The organism is Isoptericola sp. b515 (assembly GCF_030588125.1).
Lineage (GTDB): Bacteria > Actinomycetota > Actinomycetes > Actinomycetales > Cellulomonadaceae > Isoptericola > Isoptericola sediminis.
In genome coordinates, this window is the sequence record NZ_JAUQYR010000004.1 from 194028 (window position 1) to 211899 (window position 17872).

At 74.0% G+C, this 17872-nt stretch carries 14 protein-coding genes; 4 read left to right on the top strand and 10 right to left on the bottom strand.

Annotated features, from left to right (window positions below):
* Positions 1–83: 83 nt before the first annotated feature.
* From Q6350_RS12920 to Q6350_RS12930, 3 genes are all read right to left on the bottom strand, one after another.
* Positions 84–812, bottom strand: coding sequence for a hypothetical protein (locus tag Q6350_RS12920; protein ID WP_171247041.1), 729 nt, complete (start codon positions 810–812; stop codon positions 84–86).
* Positions 813–916: 104 nt separating this feature from the next.
* On the bottom strand, positions 917–2458 hold the full coding sequence (locus Q6350_RS12925; protein ID WP_305066377.1) for a cell wall metabolism sensor histidine kinase WalK: 1542 nt from the start codon (positions 2456–2458) through the stop codon (positions 917–919).
* Complete coding sequence (locus Q6350_RS12930) at positions 2455–3201, bottom strand: response regulator transcription factor (protein ID WP_171247043.1); 747 nt, start codon at positions 3199–3201, stop codon at positions 2455–2457. Before Q6350_RS12930 ends, Q6350_RS12925 begins: the two co-directional genes overlap by 4 nt.
* A 131-nt stretch (positions 3202–3332) precedes the next feature.
* Here Q6350_RS12930 and Q6350_RS12935 point away from each other — a divergent pair, with 131 nt between their 5' ends.
* Positions 3333–4748 carry a hypothetical protein gene (locus Q6350_RS12935; RefSeq protein WP_305066378.1) on the top strand — a complete coding sequence of 472 codons (1416 nt, stop codon included), beginning with the start codon at positions 3333–3335 and terminating at the stop codon, positions 4746–4748.
* Positions 4749–4769: 21 nt separating this feature from the next.
* On the opposite strand, the gene Q6350_RS12940 is transcribed toward Q6350_RS12935, so the two are convergent.
* Complete coding sequence (locus Q6350_RS12940) at positions 4770–5372, bottom strand: NYN domain-containing protein (protein ID WP_171247045.1); 603 nt, start codon at positions 5370–5372, stop codon at positions 4770–4772.
* Positions 5373–5452: 80 nt separating this feature from the next.
* Between Q6350_RS12940 and Q6350_RS12945 the strand changes: the two genes are divergently transcribed.
* Entirely contained in the window at positions 5453–6316 is an 864-nt protein-coding gene (locus Q6350_RS12945) for a type 1 glutamine amidotransferase (RefSeq protein WP_305066379.1), read from the top strand.
* A 260-nt stretch (positions 6317–6576) separates the two neighbouring features.
* Here the strand turns inward: Q6350_RS12945 and Q6350_RS12950 are convergent, their stop codons facing one another.
* On the bottom strand, positions 6577–7317 hold the full coding sequence (locus Q6350_RS12950) for a PspA/IM30 family protein (protein ID WP_171247047.1): 741 nt from the start codon (positions 7315–7317) through the stop codon (positions 6577–6579).
* Positions 7318–7395: 78 nt separating this feature from the next.
* Positions 7396–9564 carry a YgcG family protein gene (locus Q6350_RS12955; RefSeq protein WP_305066381.1) on the bottom strand — a complete coding sequence of 723 codons (2169 nt, stop codon included), beginning with the start codon at positions 9562–9564 and terminating at the stop codon, positions 7396–7398.
* A gap of 147 nt (positions 9565–9711) precedes the next feature.
* On the opposite strand from Q6350_RS12955, the gene Q6350_RS12960 reads away from it, so the two are divergent.
* The gene (locus tag Q6350_RS12960; protein WP_305066382.1) at positions 9712–10572 is read left to right on the top strand and encodes a hypothetical protein; all 861 of its coding nucleotides are present in this window, start codon (positions 9712–9714) and stop codon (positions 10570–10572) included.
* Between the two features lie 28 nt (positions 10573–10600).
* On the opposite strand, the gene Q6350_RS12965 is transcribed toward Q6350_RS12960, so the two are convergent.
* From Q6350_RS12965 to Q6350_RS12980, 4 genes are all read right to left on the bottom strand, one after another.
* Positions 10601–11845 (bottom strand): AI-2E family transporter, encoded by a 1245-nt coding sequence (locus Q6350_RS12965; protein ID WP_304607533.1) that lies wholly within the window; start codon positions 11843–11845, stop codon positions 10601–10603.
* Between the two features lie 70 nt (positions 11846–11915).
* On the bottom strand, positions 11916–13595 hold the full coding sequence (locus tag Q6350_RS12970) for a DNA repair helicase XPB (RefSeq protein WP_305066384.1): 1680 nt from the start codon (positions 13593–13595) through the stop codon (positions 11916–11918).
* A 324-nt stretch (positions 13596–13919) separates the two neighbouring features.
* Entirely contained in the window at positions 13920–16256 is a 2337-nt protein-coding gene (locus Q6350_RS12975) for a helicase-associated domain-containing protein (protein ID WP_304607535.1), read from the bottom strand.
* A 116-nt stretch (positions 16257–16372) separates the two neighbouring features.
* The gene (locus tag Q6350_RS12980; protein ID WP_305066385.1) at positions 16373–17290 is read right to left on the bottom strand and encodes an NAD-dependent epimerase/dehydratase family protein; all 918 of its coding nucleotides are present in this window, start codon (positions 17288–17290) and stop codon (positions 16373–16375) included.
* A 194-nt stretch (positions 17291–17484) separates the two neighbouring features.
* On the opposite strand from Q6350_RS12980, the gene Q6350_RS12985 reads away from it, so the two are divergent.
* The gene (locus Q6350_RS12985) at positions 17485–17868 is read left to right on the top strand and encodes a cold-shock protein (protein WP_171247054.1); all 384 of its coding nucleotides are present in this window, start codon (positions 17485–17487) and stop codon (positions 17866–17868) included.
* The last annotated feature ends 4 nt before the right edge of the window (positions 17869–17872 follow it).

The window sequence follows — 17872 nt, forward strand, 5'->3', positions numbered from 1 at the left end:
AAGGACGGTCCTGACCCGCGCGGGATCGTCCTGACTCGCGCAGGAAGGCCCTGACTCGCGGGAGCAGTGCGTGCGCCGGGCGGCTACTGACGGGCGGGGCCGGCCGGGGTCTGCGCCTCGAGCCGACGACGCTCCTTGACCAGCCGGTGCATCTCGGCGTCCAGGTTCTGCCGCGCCGGCTCCTCCCAGGTGAGTCCGAGCGGGCTGACGTAGAGCTGGGGCCGTCCGAGGAGCTTGGAGATCACCTTGATGCGGGCGTCGAGGTAGTCCGGCAGCGGGATGTGCGCGTACTCGGCGCGGATCGCGGCGACGTACTCCTTGTAGCGCTGCGGCTCGGCGGCGAGCATGCCGAGGTCGGCGTCGTTGAGGACCGCCGAGTCGAAGTCGCCGGGCAGGGCCTTGTGCCGCGCCATGGACTCGACGAGCTCGGCGACACGGTCGGCCCGCCGCGCGGCCACCCCGAGCCCGACGAGCTGCTCGCGCGCCAGATCGGCGCTCAGGGTGGTCTGCTCACCGCCCCGCGTGGCGTACGCGACCTTGCGGTCGGCGTCGAAGACGGCGCCGTGGTACCAGGCGGCCAGCCGGACCAGGTCGGGCTCGTGCGTCTCGTGCGCGAGCTCGTCGACGCGGTGCAGGACCGCGGCCAGGTGACGCAGGTTGTGGAAGTGCCGGTCCGTCTCCGACCACCGGTCGATGAGCTCGGACCCGACCGCGCGGATCTCTTCCTCCGTGGCGGTGGCGCCGGCGCCGTGACACGTACGGACGAACGCGGAGAGGAACCACTGTGGTGCGTCGGCGTGGAGCACGCCCATCGCTATCAAGACCTTCGTCTAGGGGCCGGATGCTGTGACCAGCCGTAGTTCCAGATTACGCCGCCCCAGCGACGTTGCTGCGCAGGCGAACCGGAACCAGGCCGTCACGCATCGTAGTCCCCGGGGAGCGGAAGGTGAACTCGCACCGTCAGACCACCGCCGGGTGTCTCGTGCACCGAGGACCGGCCGCCGTGGGCGCTCAGGATCGCGGCCACGATCGCGAGCCCCAGACCCGAGCCCCCGGACTCGCGGTTGCGGGAGGAGTCCGCGCGGTAGAAGCGCTCGAAGATCTTGTCCGCCTGGTCCTTCGAGACGCCGGGGCCGTGGTCGCGCACCTCGACGACGGCGTCACCGTCGGGTGTCGTGCCCAGGGCCAGCTCCGCCGGGGAGCCCACCGGCGTGTGCCGTGCGACGTTGCCCACGAGGTTCGTCAGCACCTGCCGCAACCGGTCCGTGTCGCCCGTCACGCGGAGCGACGACGGTGCCGCCTCGCCCGGACCCAGCCCGGTCACGGTGACCACACGCTCCGGGTCCAGGGCGTGCAGGTCCTGGGCGGTGTCCCGGGCCAGCGCGACCAGGTCCACCGACTCCTGGCGCAGGGGCCGGCGCTCGTCCAGGCGGGCGAGCACCAGCAGGTCGTTGACCAGGGACCCCATGCGCCGCGCGGAGTCCTCGATGCGCCCCATGGTGTCCTCGACCTTGTCCGGGCTGTCGAGGGCACCCATCCGGTACAGCTCCCCGTAGCCCTTGACCGTGGCCAGCGGTGTGCGCAGCTCGTGGCTGGCGTCCGAGACGAAGCGACGCATGCGCTGCTCGGAGGCCTCCTGGGCGGCGAAGGCGGCCTCGACCTGGGTGAGCATCGCGTTCAGCGAGTGGGACAGGGAGCCGACCTCGGTGCTGGCGGGCTGGTCCTCGGGCACGCGGCGGGACAGGTCGCCGTCGGCGATCGCCGCGGCCGTGGACTCGATGCGGCGCAGGGGCCGGAAGGAGCGGCGCACCAGCCAGAACGCCAGGGCGCCCCCGAGCACCACGATGCCCAGACCGATCCACAGCAACGCCTTGCCCAGGTACTCGCTCGTCTCCTCGACGTTCGACAGCGGCAGCGCGACGTAGGCGGCGCCCTCGACCTCGGCGCCGCGGAACGGGCTGCAGGGGATGGAGACCACCCGCCACTGCGACGGGTCGCTGCCACCCGTGGAGTCCACGGTGAAGGGGTCGATGCCCCGTGCGACGACGGTCTCGACCGACTCGTCGGGGATCTGCGGCTCGCCGAACCGGTCCAGGGTCTGCGTCCAGCCCACCGGGCCGCCGTCGAGCCCGTTGCAGCTGTGCAGCGTCACCGCGTAGTCGCTCGGGATGCGTTGGGTCGTCTCACCGGGGTTGAGCGTCGTCAGGCGTGCCACGCCCTGGGCCGACTGCGTGAGCTGCTGGTCCAGCTCGTCGACCAGGTAGTTCGACACGACGGTCCGCGCCGTCAGCCCCGCCAGCACGAGACCGGCGCCGAGCAGCAGCACGGTGATCGCCACCAGGCGGACACGCAGGGGCGTGCGGGCGAGCCAGCCCCACCGGCGCCCGCCGTCGTCGGTGGCGGGAGCCGCGGCGTCCGCCGGGGCACGGCGCGCGCCGTCGGGGTGCGCGTCCGTCATCGCGGCGGCGTCCGCAGCAGGTAGCCCACACCTCGCTTGGTGTGGATCAGTGCGGGCAGCTCGACGTCGGTGCCGTCCGGTCCCGGGACGGTCAGGTGGTCGATCTTGCGTCGCAGGTAGGAGATGTAGGACTCGACGATGTTGGCGTCGCCACCCCAGTCGTACTGCCACACGTGGTCGAGGATCTGCGCCTTGGACAGCACCCGCCCGGCGTTGAGCATGAGGTAGCGCAGCAGCTTGAACTCGGTGGGGGAGAGGTCGACCTCGACGCCGGCGCGGTGGACCTCGTGGGAGTCCTCGTCGAGCTCGAGGTCGCCGACCCGGAGCACGGCGTCGTCCTCCGGCTCACCGCCCGCCGTGCGCCGCAGCACCGCCCGGATCCGCGCCACGACCTCCTCGAGGCTGAACGGTTTGGTCACGTAGTCGTCGCCGCCGACCGTCAGCCCCTGGACCTTGTCCTGGGTGTCGTCGCGGGCGGTCAGGAACAGCACGGGGGTGTGCCGGCCCGTGGCGCGCATGCGCCGGGTGACGGTGAAGCCGTCCATGTCGGGCAGCATCACGTCGAGCACCACGAGGTCCGGCTGCGTGTCCGACACCAGCTGCAGGGCGCTCGCGCCGTCGGCGGCCGCATGCACCTCGAAGCCCGCGAAACGCAGGGAGGTGGACAGCAGCTCGCGGATGTTGGGCTCGTCGTCGACGACGACGAGCCGTGCCTCGGGGGCGTCGGCGTCGGTGGTAGCCATGACTCCAGTGTGCGCCGACTTGCTGGACGTTACCTGGACAGGCGCCGTGGACGGCCGACCCGTCCGTCCGGCGGGCCGGGGACGACCTCGGTAGGCTCGGCCCAGCAGTCCCGACCAGGGAGGACGTCCCCGTGACGCAGCACTCGACGACCGAGCAGCCGGTGCGGTCGTCGCGGGCTCCCGTGGTCCGCCGCTGGGTCGCCGGGGCGATGGTCGTGATCACGACGCTCCTCGTGGTCGCCTCGTCCCTCGTCGTGTGGGCGCACCGCACCGTGCTGGACACCGACCGGTTCATGGACACCGTCGGGCCCGCCCTGGACGACCCGGCCTTCGCCGACGCGCTCGCGGACCGCGTCTCCGACGAGGTGCTGCTCGCCCTCGACCTGGACGCCCGGGTCTCCGACCGGCTGGCCCAGCTCGACACCGCCCTCGTGGCCGCGCTGGTGGCGCGGGGCGACCTCGCGCCGGGGCCGCTGCTCGATGCGCTCTCGGGGGACGTCGACCGACCGACGCTCGCGGCGATCACGCCGCTGATCGTCGAGCCCCTGGAGGAGCGCATCGACGCGGCCGTGGAGCGGGTGGTGACGTCCGATGCCGTCGCGGACCGGGTGCCGGATCTCGTGGAGCGGGCGCACTCCGGAGTCGTGGCGCTGGCCCGCGCCGACGTCGAGGACCACCCGAACGTCTACCTGACCGACGACGCGGTCATGCTGAACACGCTGCCCCTCGTCGCCGACGCCGTGCGTGAGTCGCTCGGTGGTCTGGAGGACGTGCTCGGCGACGTCACGCTCCCGGACGCCGTCTCCGAGAGGGCGCCAGAGGCTCGCGCCCAGCTCTCCGAGGCCCTCGGGGTGGAGCTGCCGGAGGGTATCGGCCAGGTGCAGCTCATGGACCGTGCGACCTTCGACGGGCTCCAGGACGCCGTGACGACGGCGGACCGGGTCGGGTGGCTGCTGGTCGTGCTGACGCTCGTCGCCGTCGTGGCCACCCTGTGGATCTCGCCCGACCGGCGCCGGGGAGCCGTCCAGCTCGGCATCGGCGTGCTCGTCGGGGTGGTGATCGTGACCGCGCTGATCTCCCGGCTGCGCGGCGTCGTGGTGGACGTGGCGCGGACGCCCGACGGCGAGCGCGTCGCGACCGTGCTGTTCGAGTCCGTGGCCGGCGATGTCCACGAGATCTTCTGGCTCGTCGCCGTCGTCGCCGCCGTGACGGTGGTCGTCGGCGCGCTGCTGGGCCGGCCGCGGTGGTTGGTGGACGCCGGACGTCGGTGGCCGTGGGTCGGCACGGTCACGGGCCAGGACGGCCGCCTGGGCCGGTGGGTCGCCGCGCACGCGGACGTGCTGCGCCTCGCCGTGCTGGCCGTGGCGGTCCTGGTCGTCGTGGCGACCGGGTTCCTGTGGGTGGTCATGGTGCTGACGGTCCTGCTGGCGGCCGCGGCGCTGTGGGCGATCACGGTCACGCGGCGGTCCGCCGGCCTGCCGGGAGAGCGACGCGGCAGCGAGCGGCCGCCGGCCGAGCAACCGCCGGCCGGGCAACCTCGCGGCTGACGCCCGCCCGGCCGGGGACCGTCAGAGGAAGCGCAGGGGGTCGAACTCCTCGATCGGGATGATCCGCACGCGCGGCAGGGGGCTCGTGAACGCGTTGGCGTCGCCCTCGAGGTCGAAGATCTCCAGGCCGGACTCGGACAGCCCGGCGAGCTGCATGTTGACGAACTCGCGGAACGCCAGCAGGCCGACGCGGCGGTCCTGACCCAGCAGCCGCTCGACCTGCGGCAGGAAGTCGCCGTCGTGGCTGGCGAGCAGCACGTCGGCGTCGCGGTCCGCGATGGCGTCCAGGGTGCGCTGGATACCGACGTCGACGACCTTCTCGTCACCGCTGGCCGCCAGGGGGATCGGCCGGTAGCCCATCGCCAGCAGCGCCTGGACGAACGACATCGGCATCTGGCCGTTCGTGGCGTTGAGGAAGAACAGCGGGACGACGTCCTGGTTCCAGACGCGCTGGGCGAAGCCGGTGATGCGGTCCCAGCGCGGCCGCTCCTCGGGGTTGGGGCGCCGGTTGAGCACGTTCATGCCGAGGGTGGCGTCGATGTTCTCGCCGTCCACCAGCAGGTAGGTGGTGCGCGCGGTCCCGCGCGCGGGAACGGTGGTCGGCTCGGAGAAGGGGGAGGCCATGGGCACAGCGTACGCGGGGGGCCGGTCGACGGGGGGGGGGGGGGTGACCGACGGGGGCGAGCGGAGTAGTCTCAGCGCTCGTGTCCGAGATCGAGTTCTCAGCGGTGCCTCGTGTCACCGTGCTGCAGCACAGTTCCGACGTTCCCGTCGACCGGTTCCGCGGGCTGCTCGGCGACCTGCGCGTCGTCCGTCTCTTCGACGGCGACCCCGTGCCGACGCTCGACGAGTGCGGCGACGGCCTCGTGGTGCTGGGCGGTCAGATGAACGCCTACGCCGACGACGCCGCGCCGTGGCTCCCCGCGGTCCGGTCCCTGTTGGCCGACGCCGTCGCCGCCGACCTGCCCACGCTGGCCGTCTGCCTCGGCGCCCAGATGCTGGCGGTCGCCGGCGGTGGCACCGTGGCCGTGGGCGCCCCGCCCGGTCGCGAGGCCGGTGTCCTGCCGGTGTACTGGCGGGCCGAGGCGCTCGAGGACCCGGTGCTCGCCCCGCTCGCCCGGGCGGCGGGTGCCGAGACCGCGGAGGACCTCGACGGCCGGGGCGTCGCGACCTCGTTCGTGCAGATGCACGCCGACGCCGTCATCGAGCCGCCGGAGGGCGCGCAGTGGCTGGCGTGGTCCGAGATGTACCCCTACCAGGCGTTCCGCTGGGGGTCCGCGCTCGGGGTGCAGTTCCACCCGGAGGCCGGGCCGACGACGGCGGTCCGCTGGGCGCTCGGGTACACCGAGGTGGAGACCGCCGCCGTGCACGCGGGCGCGGTCGAGCACGACGACGAGCTGCGCCGGTCCGGCGAGCTGCTCGCCGACGCGTTCCTCGACCACGTGCGCGCCGCGGTCGCCGCCCGTCGGCAGCGGGAGGAGGCCGCCGTCGTCGCCGCCGGCCGGGACGAGCAGGAGGTCGACGGCGCCGCGGAGCTGCCGGAGTCCGTCGAGGCACCCGCGGCCTGAACGCGCCGCCGCGCTGCGAGTCAGGACCTCGGCCCGCGGGTCAGGGCCTCTGCCTGCGGGTCAGGGCGGCGGGCCGCGAGTCAGGGCTCGGCCCGCGAGTCCGGCTCGGGTGTGACCGGTCGGCTTCCTGACCCGTCGCACCCGAGCCCTGACTCGGCCGGAGCTGTCCTGACTCGGCCGGAGCTGTCCTGACTCGGCCGGAGCTGTCCTGACTCGGCCGGCGCGGTTCTGACTCGGCCGGAGTTGACCTGCGCCGGCGGTCAGGACTCGATCTGGCCCGGCTGCGGCGACCCGGACTTGAGCGCCGCGAGCCGGGCCTCCAGCTCCAGGTCCTCCATCGAGCCCTCCAGCTCGGCGAACTGCGAGTCCAGCGACGACGCCGCGATCTCCGCCTGGCCCATCGCGTGCGCCTCCTCGCGCCGCACGGCCTCCTCGAAGCGGTTCAGCTCGCTGGTGGGGTCCATGACGTTGATCGAGCTGATCGCGCCCTGGACGGTCTGCTGGGCCTCGGCGGCCTTCTGGCGGGCCACGAGCTGGTCGCGCTTGGACTTGAGGTCGACGAGCTTGTCCTTCATCTGCGCCAGCCCGGTCTTCAGCTTCTCCACCGTGACCCGCTGCTGCTCGATCATCGGCTGGGCGGTCGTGACCTCGTTCTCGGCGTCGAGCTGCTTGCGCAGCGCCACCTTGGCGAGCTGGTCGAACTTGTCGGCGTTGGCCGCGTCGCCGGCGGCGCGACGCTCGTCGGCCTTGCGCGAGGCCGCCAGCGCCTTGGCGCCCCACTCCTGCACGGACTGCACGTCCTCGTGGTAGTCCTGCTCGGCCATGCGCAGGTTGCCGATGGTCTGCGCGATCGCCTGCTCGGCCTCCGCGATGTTGTTCGTGTAGTCGCGGATGAGCTGGTCGAGCATCTTCTGCGGATCCTCGGCGCGGTCCAGCAGCGCGTTGATGTTCGCCTTCGCGAGCTGGCCGATCCGGCCGAGGATGCTCTGCTTCTGGTTCATTGAGGTGCCTTTCTGGTGCCAGGTTGCCCGTCACTAGGTCCGACGTCGGTGGAGGCCTTGGGGTTCCCGCCGGCCGGGTCAGAAACGGCCTCCGGCACCGCCGCGGCCACCGCCGCCGAAGCCACCGCCGAAGCCGCCGCGGCCACCGCCGCCGAAGCCTCCACCGAATCCTCCGCCGAAGCCGCCGAACCCGCCCCGGCGTCCGCGCCGTCGGCCGCCGCGCATCATCGAGTCGATGAGGATCCCCCCGAGGATCATGCCCCCGATGTCGGCGCCGCGGCGCGAGCCGACCGTGCCCTGGCCGGCGTCCCACCCGCCGGTGTCCTGCTGGGCCATCTGCGCGGCCTGCTGGCCGTAGCGCTCGGCCTGCTGCGCCGTGGCCAGCGCCGCCTGGGGGTCGCTCGCCTGCTGCTCGCGGGCCTGGGCGACCAGGCGTTCGGCCTCCGCCAGCCGGGTCCGGGCGTCGGGGCCGACGGCGCCGCGTCGCGTCGTCACGTAGTCCCGGGTGGAGCGCAGGTGGGACTCGGTGCGCCCCAGGACGTCGCGCAGCAGCGCGCGGGCGCGGGCGTCGGCCTCGGAACGGTGCCGCGAGGGAGCCAGCGCGTCGTCGAGGGCGGCCTCGGCGGCGGCGAGTCGGCTCAGGGCGGCCAGAGGGTCGCCGCCGTCCTTGGCGGCACGGGCCTGGTCGACGGCGTCGCGGGCCTCGGCGGCTGCGTCGCGGACCCGGACGTCGTCCGGGGCGAGCCGGTCCGCGTCACCGATGTCGTGGGTGATCGAGGCGATGCCCGTGTCGAGGCTGGATCCCGCCGTCGCCAGGTCGTCGCCGGCGGTCGCCACGGCCTCGAGCAGGGTGACGGCCTGACCGAGCGCGTTCTGCGCGGCCCGGGCGTCGGCGACCGCGACGGCCCGGCGACGCCGGCGCACGGCGGCACGGCCGGACTCGATCATCTCGCGGGCGTTGGCGACCAGGGTCTCGGCCTGGTCGGGGTTGGTGCGGATCGAGGCCAGGGCGGTGTCCGGATAGGTCGCCGTCAGTCCCGCCAGGGTGTGCCGGGCGAGCTCGACGCGGGCGGTGATCTCGGTGGCGCGCTGCTCGGCCTCGTCGAGGATCTCCGGCGCGCGGGCGCGGATGCGACGCAGCTCGTCGAACGCGTCGGTCTGCGCGTCCAGCGACGCGGCCGCGGTCTCGCACCGGGTGATGATCGCGGCCAGCTCGGCGTGCTCGCCCAGGGCGTTGCCCGGGGTCTCCTCGAGCACCTGCCGTTGGTGGAACGCCTCGGCGACCTCCTGGCGCGCGGTCTCCAGGGCGTCCCGGAACTCGCGGGTCTCCTCGACGCCGAACTCGGCCTCGGCGAACGCGAGCTCCTGCTCGGAGGTCTTCACGGCGTCGTCCACGGCGACGAGGGCGCTGCCGGCACGACGCCGCATCTCCTCCAGACCGAGCCCGGCGAACCGTTCCAGGTCCGGGCCTGCGGACTGGCGGCGACCGGCGGCGCCGACCACACGGCGGGCCCCTTCCGCGGCGCGGCGACGGCGGGCGGCCGCGGCAGCCGCGCCGCGCTCGGCGAGCTCGGCGTCCCGACGGCGTGCCCGGCGCACGAGGACGAACCCACCCACGACGACAACCAGGCCGATCGCGGCCCAGAGCACGACGTCGGGGATCCCCCCGCCGTCGTCCTGCCCGGCGCCGGTGCCCGTGGTGGCGCCGGACCCCCCGGTGGTGGCGAGCAGGGCGTCGACGGCGGCGACGGTCGCGCCGGCCCAGTCGTCGTCCCGCAGCTGGTCGACGGCGGCGTCCCGGACGGCGTCGAGCTGGCCGTCGGTGAGGTCGACGTTCTGGTCCCAGCTCATGCCGTACAGCCGGTCCTCGGTCGCGACGGCGAGGAGGAGGTCGTCGGTGCCGAGCCGGGCCCGGTTCGCCGTGGCGTCGGCCCACTCCCGGCCGTCCAGGCCGTCGAAGCGCTCGACGTAGACGACGAACAGCTGGTAGGAGGTGTCGGCGGCGAGCTCGTCGAGCGCGGACTGCACCTCGGCGGTGCCCTCCTCGTCCAGGACACCCGCGACGTCGGTGATGTCCCCGTCGAGCTCGGACAGCGGGGCCTCGGCGGCGACGGGTCCCACCGCGTGCGTCGGACCGGCGGTCAGGGCGACGAAGGCGGCTACCGCGGAGGCGAGGGTGAGGACGGCGACGGCAGCTGAGACCGGACGTCGCCGCGCGGCCGGGAGGGACGGGGTCACGGTCTGCATCGTGGCGCGACCGGGGGTGCGACGCAATCCCGCAGCGGGTGAGGTTTGTGGCGGTTCCCGCCGTGACCCGGACGTGACCTGGGCCTGCTTCGATGCTCGTGGGCCGGGTCAGGGGACCCGCCGACCGACGACGGAATGAGTGGACACGTGCTGAGGACCAGGATCACCGCCCTGCTGACGGCGGGCGCCGTCGGACTGACGCTGTCGGCCTGTGCGGGAGCGGACGACGAGGCCGTCGACCCCGCGGTGTCGGCCGCCGAGGCTGCGGCCACCGCCGAGGAGGCCACCGGCGGGCGCCCCGTGGCGGGCGACGTCGTCGAGCTCTCGGAGCGGATGGCGCAGGCCCAGGAGGGGCACTCCACCGTGCACGTGGAGAGCGGTATCGCGGGTGAGGCGGTCGAGCTCGCGGGGATGGACGGCGTCTACCAGAACGCGGACATCGTCCTGGGTGCCACGCTCGACGAGATGCGGATGCGCATGACCACCGACGCGATGGGGATGACGGTCGAGGCCCTCATCGTCGACTCGACCATGTACATGGACATGAGCGGGTTCAGCGCCGGAGAGGTCGAGTACGTCGCGATCGACCTCGACGAGGCGCAGGAGGAGGCCGGTGTCGCCCAGGCGCTCGACCTCCTGGAGAACGCGGACCCCGCCGCGCAGGCCGAGATGATGGCCGACGCCGTGGAGTCCTTCGAGTACGTCGGGACGGAGCAGGTCGGGGGCACGGAGCTCGACGTCTACGCGGTGACGATCGACGCGGCGGAGGCCTTCGACCCCGCCCTGCTCGGCGTCGACCAGTCGACGCTCGACGAGATGGACGAGACCCCGGTGGACATGGTGTTCCGGCTGGACGGGGACGGCCTGCCGGTGTCCTTCGACATGACGATGACGGTCGAGGGCCAGGAGGTCGTGCTGACGACCACCTACTCCGACTGGGGCAAGGACGTCAGCATCGAGGCGCCGCCGGCCGACCAGGTCGCGGACTACGAGGAGATGATGGGCTGACCACGTCGCGAGGCGCCGGGCCGGCGCTTCACGCCAGACCGTCGGCCCGGCGCTCGTCGACGGTGCGCGCGGCCTCCTGGGCGGCACGCAGGTTGCGGGACCGGCGTGACCCCTTCGGCGGCTGCCGGCCCGGGTCGCGCAGCATGTCGGAGTCGACGAGCTCGTGCCGGGTCAGGTAGGTGTTGGCGACGGCCTGGATCGTGGCGGCGATCGGCAGCGACAGGAACGCGCCCAGCGCCCCGAACACGGCGCCGAAGGCGAGCACGACGACGAAGCTGACGGCCGGGTTCATCTCCAGCGCCCGCGCGGAGATCTTGGGCGAGAAGTAGAGGTTCTCGAGCTGCTGGTAGGCGATGATGAACGCCAGCACGGCGACCGCCTGCGGCACCCCCTGCGACGTCAGGGCGACCGCCACCGGCAGCGCCCCGCCGATGTAGGTGCCGATCGTGGGGATGAACTGCGAGACCAGGCCGGTGAACAGGGCCAGGGGCAGGGCGTACGGCGTGCCCAGGATCACCAGGAACACGGCGGTGAACGCGGCGGACAGCGCTGCGAGCACCACCCGGGAGCTGATGAAGTCCGAGACCTTCACCTGCGTGATCTCCCACAGGCGCAGCACCTCGGTCTGCCGGTCCGGGCGGAGCCAGCGGCACACCGCCACCCGGAACCGCGGGCCCGCCGCCAGGAGGTAGTAGGTGACGAGGCCGATCGTCAGGGCGGCGAACACGAACCCGACGATGGTGGTGCCGACGGCGAGGGTGCCGGAGGCGACGTCGGAGCCGTACTCCTGGACGAGCTGCTGCAGCAGGTCGTCGGAGGACGGCAGGTCGACGTCGAGGTTGGCCTGCAGACGTTGCTGGGCCGCCACGTACACGTCGGGCAGGGTGCTGACGAGCTGGACGAGCTGCTGGATGAAGAGGTTGCCGAACAGCGCCAGGATGCCGATCCCGAGGATGACGGAGCCGAAGAACGCGGCGGCGGCCGCGGCTCCCCGTCGCCAGCCGTGCCGCACGAGCCATACGACGACCGGTTCGAGGGCGAGCGCGAGGAACCCCGCGATGAGCAGGTAGACGAGGACGGTGTTGAGCTGCTGGATCGCGCCCCAGACCCAGATGGCGGCGAAGACGGCGACGGCGCCCATGACGAGCACGCGCGGTACCCAGCGCGGGGGTCGGCTCGTGTCGTGCTGGAGCGGACGGTCGGTCCCCTCCCCGGTGCCGTCGTCCGGGGCAGGGGGCGCGGTCTCGCGGTCCGCGGCGGCGTCTTCGGCCATGCTGGCACCGTAGGGCTCCGCCAGACCGTTTGCCCGTTGTCACGCGCTCCCTGCCCGGGCGGCGGGCGGTCTACTTCACCTGGTCGAGGTCCTCGGCGTCGACGATGCGGTAGGCGTACCCCTGCTCGGCGAGGAACCGCTGGCGGTGCGCCGCGAAGTCCTGGTCGACGGTGTCGCGGGCGACGACGGCGTAGAAGTGCGCCGTGCGGCCGTCCTGCTTGGGGCGCATGACCCGGCCCAGGCGCTGGGCCTCCTCCTGCCGGGAGCCGAAGGATCCGGAGACCTGGATCGCCACCGACGCCTCGGGCAGGTCGATGGAGAAGTTCGCGACCTTGCTCACCACGAGCCGGGAGATCTCCCCGGCGCGGAACGCGGCGAACAACTTCTGGCGCTCGCGGACGGTGGTCGACCCGGTGATCAGCGGCGCGTCGAGGTGCGCGGCCAGCTCCTCGAGCTGGTCGATGTACTGGCCGATGACCAGCACCTGGTCGTCGGGGTGGTCGGCCACGATCTGCTCGACGACGCGGTTCTTGCCCGGGGCGCAGGCGGCGAGCCGGTACTTGTCCTCCGGCTCGGCGGTGGCGTAGAGCATGCGCTCGTGCTCGGGCAGGGTGAGCCGCACCTCGACGCAGTCGGCCGGGGCGATGTACCCCTGGGCCTCGATGTCCTTCCACGGGGCGTCGTAGCGCTTGGGGCCGATGAGCGAGAACACCTCGTCCTCGCGGCCGTCCTCTCGCACGAGCGTGGCCGTCAGGCCCAGCCGGCGGCGGGCCTGCAGGTCGGCGGTCATGCGGAAGATCGGGGCGGGCAGCAGGTGCACCTCGTCGTAGACGATGAGCCCCCAGTCGCGGGCGTCCAGCAGCTCCAGGTGGGTGTAGACGCCCTTCCGCTTGGTCGTCAGCACCTGGTAGGTCGCGATCGTGACGGGGCGGATCTCCTTGCGGGCGCCCGAGTACTCGCCGATCTCGTCCTCGGTGAGGGAGGTGCGGCGCACCAGCTCGTCGCGCCACTGGCGCGCGGAGACGGTGTTGGTCACCAGGATCAGCGTGGTCGTCTTCGCCTCGGCCATGGCCCCGGCGCCGACGATCGTCTTGCCGGCGCCGCAGGGCAGCACGACGACGCCGGAGCCGCCGTGGAAGAACCCGTCGACCGCCTGCTGCTGGTAGGGCCGCGGCGTCCAGTCGGCGGCCTCCTCGCCCGGGTAGACGGGCGTCGTGGTGGTGCGCAGGTCGATCGCGTGCGCCTCGCCGTCGACGTACCCGGCGAGGTCCTCGGCGGGCCAGCCGAGCTTGACCAGGGCCTGCTTGAGGTTGCCGCGCTCGGAGGGGTGCACGACGACGCTGCTCGGGTCGAGCTTCTCGCCCACGAGGCCGGTGGTCCGCTTGGACTTGAGCACCTCGGCGAGCACGGCGGCGTCGGTGGACTCCAGCACGAGCCCGTGCGTGGGGTGCGAGTGCAGGGTCAGGCGGCCGTAGCGGCCCATCGTCTCGGCCACGTCGACCAGCAGCGAGTGCGGGACGGGGTAGCGCGAGTACTCGATGAGCGTGTCGACGACCTGCTCGGCGTCGTGACCGGCCGCCCGGGCGTTCCACAGCCCCAGGTTGGTCAGCCGGTAGGTGTGCACGTGCTCGGGGGCGCGCTCGAGCTCGGCGAACGGCGCGATGGCGCGGCGCGCCTCCTCGGCGCGCGCGTGGTCGACCTCGAGCAGGATCGACTTGTCGCTCTGGACGATCAGGGGGCCGTCGGGCATGCGTGTCCTTCCGCGGGGCAGGCGTCCAGGATGCCAACGCACCGGCCGCCCGTCGTGTTCCTGCGGGCGGTGAGCGGCGCGAGGGGGCGGATGTCGATTCCGTACCTGTCGGCGGTCCGTGAACCGTGACTGCTGCGTACGCACCAGTCACGGATGGCGTGAGATTCACGCTATCCGTGATCGGCGCGCGCCACGGTGCCGTGGATCCTGCGGAGCGCACAGGCCCCAGATCGAGTGTCGCCCGGAGCCGGGTCGTGCCGAGCTGGTCGTCCCGACCGACCATCGGCGACTCCCACGGCGGACCCGGTCGGCGGACCGAGAGGCTCAGTCGGTCGGCTGCACCGAGGCGATCCGGTGCACGGCGATGGTGAGCTCGGCCTCGCGCACGGGGTCCAGGGCCCGCAGCCGCCCGCCCTCGAGCCGCATCGGCCGCAGCTCGCGCCGCTCCAGCGCCCCGGACCCGCCGACCAGCTCCACCCAGACCGTCCGTCCGTCGCGCAGCGCCTCGCTCAGCTCGGCCTGCACGTCCCCGGGTTCGCGCACCGCCCGCCCGACGCCGACGCCCTCGCCGAACGGCGACGCCGCGTTGCCCCCGCGCCCGGGCCCGGGCACGGACCCGAACCCGGGTTCGGCGCCGGCCGGTGACGCCCCGGCGTCGGGGGAGCCCGCCGACGCCGACGTGCCGCCCCGGCTCGTGCCGCGGATCCGGGCGACGAGCTCGCGCCGCCCGGCGTCGGTCATGCCGCGCACCGACCCGCCGCCGCGTCGTCGCGACCAGGCGTCCCGGTCCAGGCGTGCCCCGCGCCGGACCCGGCCCAGCGGGCGGCCGTCCGGTCCCTCGAGCGCGGAGAGCAGACCGCGTTCGCGCAGCACCTCGTGCAGCTCGGCGGCCGGCACCGACGCCGCCAGCACGGTCGGGGCCAGTCGCACCAGTCCGAGGGAGGCCAGCCGCGGGTCGTCGGCCAGGCCCGCGAGCGTCGCCGGGTCGGCCGTGCGGACGTAGGACTGCGCGGACCCGACCCGGAGCGCCTCGTGCCGGCGGGCGGTGTCCTTGACCAGGTACTCCAGGGGCTGCGGCACCGGGACCGCCGAGCGCTGCGCGATCTCCGCGAGGAGGTCCTCGCCGCTGCGGCCGTGGTCGAGCGCCCGTGTCACGGACCCGGTGGTGAACCGCACGGTGGTGGCGGCCCCGCGGGACTCGACCTCGGCGGCCTGGTCGATCAGCCGGGCCAGCTCGGGCCCCGGGCGACCCGGCACGATGCCGGTCAGGTCACCCTGCAGGAGGAACTCGTGCACCTCCTCGGGGAACACCGTGCGCATGGCCCCGGCGAGGTCCTCCTCGCCGGGGTCGTCGCCCGCGGCGAGCACCGCGCGGCCGGGTGAGGACAGCACCCCCGCCCCGGTGACGCCCAGCAGCGCCGCCTCGCGCAGCAGCCCGGCCACGGCCGCCTCGGGGGGCACGGCCCGCGGTGACCGCCAGCGCAGCACCTCCAGGACGTCGTTCACCCCGAGGGCCACCCCCGGCTGGGCGGCCAGGACGGCGAGCACCTGCTCGCGCAGCCGCGGCACCCACGGCCGCTGCAGGTCCGCGGACAGCGGCGCCCGCACGGTGCCCTTCTCGTCACGGGTCCCCACCTGCCACGGCGTCCGCCGGGACCGGCGCCAGGCCGTCGCCAGCGTCGCCCACCGGTCGGCGTCCTCGGCCTCCTCCCAGCCGTCCGCCCGGGTGGTGGGCACGTACGACGCCGGGGCGTCGCCGTCGTCCGCGACGAGGCCGGCGCTCGCGGCGAGCTCGACGACGGTCGCGGCGGTGGCCTCGTCGGTCTCGAGCAGCCGGGCCGTGCGCCGCAGGTCGCGGACGGCGAGCCCGCCGGCGCGGAGCGTCGACGGCGGGGTGTCGTCCCAGGCGACGACGACGTGGGCCACCTGGCGCACGATCTCCAGCGCGGCGCCGGCGGCCTCGGCGTCGACGGTGGCGTCGGGGACGACCGTGCCCGCGGGTCGGGGCGGGTCGAGGTCGGGGGTGCGGTGCGTGCGGCCGCCGCGCAGCGCCAGTCCGACGTCGCGGGGGAGCAGGACGTGCCGGGTGTCGGAGCGCTCCAGCAGCCCGTCGGTCACGAGACCGTCGACCGCGACGCGCGCCGCCGACCCCTCCGGCGGGACGACACCGACGGGCGGTCCCCAGGTGAGCGCGTCCAGGACCTGCCGGGCTGCGGGGGAGAGTGCCGTGACGTCGACCGTCGGACCGTCGCCGTCCCGGGCGGGGCCGAGTCCGGCGGGGTACGGGCCGAGCACCTCCTCGAGGCCGGGCGAGGGATGCACGCCGTCGTCGTCGTCCCAGACCAGGGCGGCGTCACGGGCGTCGTCGAGCACGCGGGCGACCGGGCCGACGGCGTCCGGCGCGCCGAGTGCGGCGGCGATCCGTGCGGCGCCCACCGGGGGGCCGCCGTCCGACAGCGCGAGCAGCGACTCGAGCACCTGCAGCGTGCCGGCGTCGAGGTGCGCCACGGCGCGTTCGGTGCTGGTGCGGCTGGCGGCGCGGGCGGCCAGGGAGCGCAGCGTGGAGGGGGAGGGGGTGCCGAGGTCGGGTCGGGCGCGCAGCAGCGTCACGAGCTCGTCGTCCGTGCGCGTGCGCACCCACTCGGTGAACGTGACGGCCATCTGTTCGATGCTACGCCGATCGCCGAGCACCGGGACCAGGCCCCCGCGGGTTGTGGGCATGAAATCCACGTTCCGACCAAGGGCAGAGCTGCAGATTTCATGCCCACAGCGCGACGTCAGTCGGCGGCCGTGGCCCGGCACACCTCCGGCCACGGGGTGGGGGCGATCCCGAACCGCTCCTGGGCGGCCGTCGAGTCGAGCCCGTACGGCCGCTCCCACTGGTAGCGGAGATCCCGCAGCTCGCGCACCAGCGGGGAGAACCAGGACGCCACCGCGAGGACGGGCCCGCGCAGCGCGCGGACCTTCACGGGGTCCTGCCCGACGGCGGCCAGCGCGTCGGTGACGGCCTGGCGCTGGGTGACGGGCGGGTTCGACGGCACGTGCCACACGCGCCCGTGCGCGTCGGGGTCGGCGGCCGCGGCGACGAGGGTGCGCGCGACGTCGCGCACGTCGGTGAAGGTGTGCGGCTGGTCGACGCGGCCGATCATCCCGACGGCGCGGCCGCGGCGGGCCGCCGGCAGCACGCGGGAGAGGTGCCCGTTGTCCCCGACCCCGGGACCGGCGTAGTCGGAGCCGCGCACCTCGACGGCGCGGAGGCGGCCGGCCCGGTGGGCGGCCAGAGCGTCCGCCCACATCCGGGCGCGCAGGCGGCCCTTGTGGTCCGTGGCGGCGTCGGGCAGCCCCTCGGTCATCGGGCCGTCGACGGGGCCGTAGGGATAGAGGTTGCCGGTGATCGCGTAGGTGGCGCCGAGCCGTTCGGCACTGGTCAGCAGCGAGGCGGCCAGCGGGGGCCAGATCTCGTCCCACCGGGTGTAGTCGGCGGGGTTGGCGCAGTTGTACAGCACGTCGGTCTCCCCGGCGGCGGCGCACAGCGCGTCGGGGTCGGCGGCGTCGACGGCGACGTGCTGGACGCCCGTCAGGCCGGTGTCCCGCCCGGAGCGGGTGGCGACGGTGACCTCCTCGCCGGCGGCGGCGAGCAGGGCGGCGACCTGGTGGCCGACGGCACCGGCCCCCACGACGAGATGACGGGCCATGACCGACCCTCCAATCCGAGAGCGGTGCTCTCCTCGGTGCGCTCAGCGTGGCACGGCCGGGCGCGGCGTGCCCCGGACCGGAGGGGGCGGACACCGTCGTCCACGGATGCGACGGGCCCGGCCCCACGCCGGTACTCTGGGACATTGCCCGGCATCCGTCGGGTCAGAGCAACGACGAGCACGAAGAGGTTCAGGTGCCCACCGGCAAGGTCAAGTGGTACGACGCGGATCGCGGTTTCGGTTTCATCGCCAGCGCCGACGGCGGTGAGGTGTTCCTGCACGCTTCCGCGCTGCCGGCCGACGTGCCGAGCCCGAAGCCCGGTACCCGCGTCGAGTTCGGCGTCGCCGACGGGCGCCGTGGGCCGTCCGCCCTGTCGGTGCGGGTCGTCGACCCGCAGCCGTCCGTGGCGAAGGCGAAGCGCAAGCCGCCGTCGGAGATGGCCGGCATCGTCGAGGACCTGATGCGTGTGCTCGACCGCACGGGAGACCAGCTCAGGCGCGGCAAGTACCCGGAGGGCGAGGCGGGCAAGCGCGTCGCCACGATGCTGCGCGCCGTCGCCGACAACCTCGATTCCTGAGAGC